The 5,829-nt window shown below is 72.8% G+C and carries 6 protein-coding genes; 4 read left to right on the forward strand and 2 right to left on the reverse strand.

Going from position 1 to position 5,829, the window contains the following annotated elements:
- Nucleotides 1-121: 121 nt before the first annotated feature.
- The 3 genes from H5J26_RS27550 to H5J26_RS27560 all read left to right on the forward strand — a co-directional run bounded on the left by H5J26_RS27550 (nt 122) and on the right by H5J26_RS27560 (nt 3,331).
- On the forward strand, nt 122-664 hold the full coding sequence (locus H5J26_RS27550) for a GAF domain-containing protein (protein ID WP_181768682.1): 543 nt from the start codon (nt 122-124) through the stop codon (nt 662-664).
- Between the two features lie 274 nt (nt 665-938).
- Nucleotides 939-2,072 carry an aminotransferase class I/II-fold pyridoxal phosphate-dependent enzyme gene (locus tag H5J26_RS27555; RefSeq protein ID WP_235981188.1) on the forward strand — a complete coding sequence of 378 codons (1,134 nt, stop codon included), beginning with the start codon at nt 939-941 and terminating at the stop codon, nt 2,070-2,072.
- 17 nt (nt 2,073-2,089) lie between these two features.
- Nucleotides 2,090-3,331, forward strand: a complete 1,242-nt coding sequence (locus tag H5J26_RS27560; RefSeq protein ID WP_181768683.1) for an MBL fold metallo-hydrolase — start codon at nt 2,090-2,092, stop codon at nt 3,329-3,331.
- 6 nt (nt 3,332-3,337) lie between these two features.
- Here H5J26_RS27560 and H5J26_RS27565 read toward each other — a convergent pair whose 3' ends face one another.
- Nucleotides 3,338-3,994: a DedA family protein gene (locus H5J26_RS27565; protein WP_181768684.1), complete on the reverse strand. Its 657-nt coding sequence runs from the start codon at nt 3,992-3,994 to the stop codon at nt 3,338-3,340.
- Complete coding sequence (locus tag H5J26_RS27570; protein ID WP_181768685.1) at nt 3,994-4,788, reverse strand: MBL fold metallo-hydrolase; 795 nt, start codon at nt 4,786-4,788, stop codon at nt 3,994-3,996. The genes H5J26_RS27565 and H5J26_RS27570 overlap by 1 nt, the downstream gene beginning before the upstream one ends.
- A 193-nt stretch (nt 4,789-4,981) precedes the next feature.
- Between H5J26_RS27570 and H5J26_RS27575 the strand changes: the two genes are divergently transcribed.
- Nucleotides 4,982-5,829 (forward strand): phage holin family protein (locus H5J26_RS27575; RefSeq protein ID WP_181768686.1); only part of this gene is annotated, 848 nt, incomplete at its 3' end.

A 5,829-nucleotide genomic window follows, 5' to 3' on the forward strand; every position in this document is an offset into this window, starting at 1 on the left:
GACCGGCCGCGACACCTTCCGCACAGCACGGGGCCAAGCGGTGCCCCGATGTTCACGATTGCTGCCGAATCTGCGCGCAAGCGTCTGTTTTCCGGTCTTGCCCCCGGGCAGCCGACCGGCTGTGAACCCAGCGAATTCCGCCGATGCCGTCACCGATCCGTGCGTCCTGCCCTCGGTGATGCCTTTGGGGCGTACGGACGCACAGGACGGTGAGAACTCACCGCACCGCGGATTGACCGACCTCGCGGAGCGCGCCGTGCTCTGCACGCCGGGAAGCTGCGCCGCCGCCGTCACGCTGACGGACGGCAGGGGCGGCCCCTCTGCCGGCGCGCCGCACTCCGCCGCCGTCACCCACCCCGATGTGTCGGCCCTGGTCGCCGTGCAGTGGGAGAGGGGCGAAGGGCCGCTGCCGGAGGCGCTGGAGGCGGACGAACCCCTCGTCGCCGCAGACCTTCTGAGCGAGACTCGCTGGTCGCTCTTCCGCGCCATGGCACTACAGCGGGGCCTGCGCGGGTGCGCCACCCTGCCGTTCCGCAGCGGCGGCGCCGTGCTCACCGTCTCCGTCTACTCCTTCCGCCCGCACCGGCTCACTCATGTCGTCCACGACGCGGGGCCGGAACTGGCCGAACTGGCCGCGGGGTTCCTGGCGCGCGTCCGCCGCTGACGCGACCCGCCCGCACCGCCCCCTGCCGCCGTACTCCGTCCGGCGCTCCCACATCTCGCAGCGCACCGACCGGGATCTGCCGGTCCGCCCGAACAGCGCCCGATACGACGTGCACACCGTCGCCGCGGCATCGAGGAACAGCTGCATGCCCCGCCGGAAGCGGCGGGCCGGTGCGTGCAGCCCCTTGCGCTGACCGTGTCGTCGCGCGTCACTGTCAGCACGGTCTGCGAAGGTGGACGCGTTGTGCGAAGTTGTCTGATTTACGCATCTACGGATGGCGGCGGAGGCGGAAGCGATGGAGGGCACCGACGGATACCGGCAGGGCCGCTCCGCCACCGCCGTTGCCGCCTGCCGCTACTGGCACCGCCGGGGGATGCAGACGAGACCGGAACACGTCGTCGCCGCCCCCGGTGCTCCGCTTCTGCTGCTCGCCGTTCTCGGTGCGATGGGCCCGGGCGGGGTGCTGCTGCCCCGGCCGAGCCCCGACTGGCACGCGGCGCAGGCCCGGCTGCTGGGACGTCCGCTGCACACCGTTCCCGTACCGGTTGAGTGCGGGGGAGTCCCCGACCCGGTCGCGCTGCGCGAGACGGTGGACCGTGCGCGTACCGAAGGGGACGCACCGCACGTGCTGGTGCTCTCCGTGGCCGACGACTGCACCGGCACCGCCGTGCCCCCCGAACTCCTGCACGAGGTGTGCGAGGCCGCCCGCGACGAGGACTTGCTGATCGTCAGCGACGAGACCTGGCGGGACACTTCGCACGCACCGCACGACACGGTCATCGTCAGCCCCGCGGAGATGCTCCACAACGGTACGGACACCGATGCCGTGGTCGTCCTGGCCGGGCTCGGCGAAGCGCTGCTGCCGCAGGGGCCGCCGGCCGGGATCGCCCGCTTCCCCGACAGCGCGCGTGGTCGCGCACTCGCGGACGCTGCACGAGCGGTGCTCAGGGAACTGCGCGCCGGACTGCAGGGCCCGACGGACGCCGCGATCGCCGACGCGCTGACCGAGCCGGAACCGCTGCGGAGCCGCCGAGTGAGCGCGGCACGTGCACAGGGCGCGCTTCTGACGGCGCTTCACCGCGCGTTCACCGAGTCGGGCGCCCTGTGCCGTCCGCCGCACGCCGGGCGGCATATCTACGCCGACCTGGAACCGGTACGGCCCCGGCTCGCCGCCCTCGGCATCGGGGACTCGGCGGGCCTGGAGGCCGAACTGGTACGGCGACTCGGCCCGTACGTCAGCGGCGGGCATCGCTTCTGCGACGACCCGAAGGCGCTGCGCGTGCGGTTGTCGAGCGAACTGCTGACGGGCGGCTCGCGCAGACCCGAGCCGCTGACATCACCCGGTGTCAGCCGGGCACTTGATTCCGTGAGATCGGTGCTCGCCGATCTGACAGCTCCCCGGGAGTGATCGTGGAGGCGGACCGGATGCTGAGCGAGACAGGCACGCAGAGTGCGGCGAGGGAGCGCCCGCTCCCCGAGGAAGGCGTGGTCGTGGAAGACGCGGAACTCGCCGCCGACGGCACGGCGACGCAGGTGGACGTGGACAGCCGCCCGGACACCGGCACGGACAGCCGCCCGGACACCGGCACGGACCGCCATGCGGACACCGGCCCCGTCGGAGCCGGGCGGCCGGCAGGCGGGGAAGCAGTGGCGCGGCCCGCACGCGAGGAAGCGCTGACGCAACCCGTGCAGCCGCTCGGCGCCCGCCGGTTCTGGCCGCGCTCCTTCCGCGACCGTCTGACCGCCCCGCTGCCCGGCGTGCGCGCCCTGAGCAGGGTCGCCAGGGAGGGGTCCATGCGGCCCACCGAAGAGTCCCTGCGCGAGGTCGAGCAGATTCCGTACGAACCCGGACCGCTGCCCGAGCCCGCGGCCGGGACCGTCGCCGTCACATGGGCGGGGCACGCCAGTTGGGTTCTGCGCGTCGGAGGGCTGACGGTGCTGACCGACCCCGTCTGGTCACGGCGGATCCTCGGTACCCCGCCGCGCGTCACGCCGGTCGGCGTGGCATGGCGGGACCTCCCGCCCGTCGACGCCGTCGTCATCTCGCACAACCACTACGACCACCTCGACGCCGCGACACTCAAGCAACTCCCGCGCGGCACGCACCTGTTCGTACCCGCCGGCCTGGCGCGATGGTGCCGCAAGCGCGGCTTCACCAGCGTGACGGAGCTCGACTGGTGGGAGGCGGCCGAGCTGCCCGCCCCGGACGGAGGCCGCGTCCGCTTCGACTTCGTGCCCGCACACCACTGGTCCCGCAGGGGCCTGACCGACACGTGCCGTTCCCTGTGGGGCGGCTGGGTCCTCACGGGGCCCGAGGGCCGGCGCGTCTACTTCGCGGGTGACTCCGGCTACGGGCCCTGGTTCGAGGAGATCGGCAGCCGCCACCCCGGCATCGACCTGGCCCTGCTGCCCGTGGGGGCGTACGAACCGCGCTGGATGCTCAGGCCCGTGCACACCAGCCCCGAGGAGGCGGTCCGGGCCTGCGAGGACGTGGGCGCGCGTGCGATGGCGCCGATGCACTGGGGGACGTTCCTGCTGTCGGCCGAGCCGCCGATGCAGCCGCTGCGGCGTGTGCGTGCGGCGTGGGCCGCGGCGGGTCGGCCCCGCGAGGACCTGTGGGACCTTCCCGTCGGTGCCTCCCGAGTGCTGAACCGGCCCGGTCCGTAGGCCCGTTCAGCCTGTCTGCGTCCGCTTGTGCCCCATCCGCCGCCACAGCCCCGGCACCACGCTGACGAGCACCGTCAGGCCGACCGCCGCCACCACGCCCTGCCACGGCTCGGGGAAGAGCGAGCCGCTCAGTATGCCGATGAGCGCGTAGGTGACCGTCCAGGCGAAGCAGGCGGGCAGATTGCCCCGCACGAATTCCCGCGTCGGCATCCGTGCGAGCAGGCAGGCCAGCATGACCGGTATGCGTCCGGCGGGTATCAGGCGGGAGAGGACGAGCACCGCCACACCGTGTTCGCGGAGCTTGTCCTGCGCCTGGGTCAGCCGCTCGGGCGGGGCGTGGGAGCGCAGCCGTTCCAGCCAGCGCGAGCCGTTCTTCGACGCCACCCCGCGGCGGCCCAGCCAGTACAGCGTCAGGTCACCCAGGAAGGCGGCCCCCGCGGCGACCGCGAAGACCGCCGCCAGCGAGAGCGCCGGCGTGCTGTGGTGCAGCGCGACCACCGCCGCACCGCTGACGAGGGCACCTGTCGGCACGACGGGGACCAGGGCACCCACCACGACGAGCAGGAACAGGGACGGATAGGTGACCGCCTGCTGGGTGGACTCCGTCGGAATCACGGCGTCCACCCCGGCGCCCCAGAGCACGGCGGACTGAAGGGCCACCATCAGACGACCTCCAGTCTTATGCTCTCGCCGTGCCCGAGCCGGTGCACGGTGACCTCGGGTGCCGCCGTGCCCGCCTTGCGCGCGAACTCGTCGCCGGGCGAGTGGAATTCGTGCGGCCGCACCGCGTCCATCCCGATCGGCCAGTACGTGCCGTAGTGCACCGGAACCGCGTAGCGCGGCCGCAGTCGCGCCAGCGCCTGCGCGGCACGCTCCGGGTCCAGGTGTTCCTCGCCCAGCCAGGGACCCCAGCCGCCCACCGGCAGGAGCGCCACATCGACCGGGCCGACAGCGTCTGCCATGCCGTCGAAGAGCCCGGTGTCGCCGGCGAAGTACGTGCGTGCGGCGCCCTCCACCACATAGCCGAGCGCGGGTGCGCGATGCGGCCCGTACGGAATGCGCCGGCCGTCGTGCGACGCGGGGACCGCCCGTACGGTGACCTCGCCCGTCCCGCCTCCGGCCGGCCCGACGGTGACCGTGTCGCCGGGGGAGACCTCCTCCAGCGACAGCAGCGACGCGAGCCTCCGCAGCCGCGGCACCGCCCGCAGCGCCCCGCTCGGTACGACGACCCGGGTGCCCGGGGCCAGCCTGGCCAGCGAACCCAGGTGCAGATGATCGGCGTGCAGATGCGAGACGAGCACGGCATCGGCCACCGCGGCCGACGGAGGCGGCAGTTGACCACGCCGCCTGCGCAGATGAGCCATGCGCCGCACCAGCAGCGGGTCCGTGAGAACCGTCACGCCGGAGTCCCGGACCGTGGCCGTTGCATGCCCCCACCATGTGACTTCCACCGGCACCTTGCGTCCTCCCGATTCCGCGCTGACCGGCCCGGATCGCCGGGCCCGCCTACTCAGAGCGTATTGTGCGGCGCTTCCTGGAGGGGCATGCGTGGTCCCGCAGGGCACCCGCTATGTGAAAAAGTGGAGAATATCCCGCGCATTGAGCGGGTTTTCGTGTCCGCAGGGGCGTGAGCGGAGTTGAGGAGGCACCATGCGACTGAGGTTGTTTCCCCTGACTCCGCCCGGAAGACCGATCCTGCGCTGGCGTAACGCCGGCGCCGCCACACTCCGCGTTCTCGCAGTGTGGATGGTGAGCACCCTCACCATGCTGGTCCTCGCGGGAATCCTGCCGGACTTCCGGCTCCAGTCCCCGAACGGCGACAGCGCCACCCTCATCGGCACGACAGCCGCCATAGGGGCAGGGGTCTTCGGCCTGCTGTCTGCACTCGTCTGGCCCGTGCTGGTCCGGGCGCTGCTGCTGGTGCCCGCCCTCGTCCTCGGCCTGCTGGTCTTCTTCCTCAACGGCTCGCTGCTGTGGCTCGCGCTCTCGCTCGTGCCGTACGGACGCGGTTCGGCCGAGCCTGGGACGGCCGTGCTCGTGGCCGCGGTGATGTCCGCGGCCTCGTCGGCGACGAACACCGCGCTCGCCGTACGCGACGACGGTGCCTACCGCAGGCGTCTCATCCGCATCGCGGACCGCAGGCGGCGACGCGAGGGTGCCGAAGACAGGACGAGCACACCCGGCACGGTCTTCGTGCAGCTCGACGGCCTCGGTCACGACATGCTGCGCCAGGCCGTCACGGGCGCGGACGGGGAGCCCGCGTTGATGCCCACGCTCGCCGCGATGTACGACACGACGCACCGGCTCACCCGGTGGCGCACCGACTGGTCGTCGCAGACGGGAGCCAGCCAGCTCGGCATCCTGCACGGAAGCAACCAGGACGTCCCCGCCTTCCGCTGGTACGACAAGGAGTCCGGCGAGGTCGTCATCAGCAACAGGCCGAGCGGCGCCGCGGAACTCCAGCGCCGCGCCGTCGAGCAGACCGGCGACCGCGGCCT

Source organism: Streptomyces albidus (ex Kaewkla and Franco 2022), from assembly GCF_013870515.1.
GTDB lineage: Bacteria > Actinomycetota > Actinomycetes > Streptomycetales > Streptomycetaceae > Streptomyces > Streptomyces albidus.